This window comes from Robertmurraya sp. DFI.2.37 (assembly GCF_029211245.1).
Taxonomy (GTDB): Bacteria; Bacillota; Bacilli; order Bacillales; family Cytobacillaceae; genus Robertmurraya; species Robertmurraya methanolica_A.
On sequence record NZ_JARGEJ010000524.1, the window covers coordinates 1 to 312 of the forward strand.

At 48.1% G+C, this 312-nt stretch carries 1 pseudogene; it reads right to left on the reverse strand.

From position 1 onward, the window contains the following. Positions 1 to 277: pseudogene (locus tag PZE06_RS27550) on the reverse strand (hypothetical protein); the annotation flags it as partial. Positions 278 to 312: the final 35 nt, after the last annotated feature.

Genomic DNA, 312 nt, shown 5'->3' on the forward strand with positions numbered 1-312 from the left:
AGTCCTTGTGATATTTCCACGCTTTGTCCCACGGCGTCAAATTTTCGACCGGAAAGCCTTTCGCCGATTTCTTCGACGGGTTCGCCGCCACGAACGAGTTGACTTGCTTGTAAATACCGTAGCTGTAAAACGAAATTAGGTCGGCTGTGCCTAACACCTTGACCATGAACGAACTACCGCTTTTAAACGAAGTAAATTCCGTTTTTGCCCCGCCCCCGCCTTCGTTTGTGTCGTTGAGCGTGTTTAGCGCATCTGCTCCGCTTTGATATTGACTCATCCGTTTTCCTCCTTTTATTTTCGGCTAATTTGTCG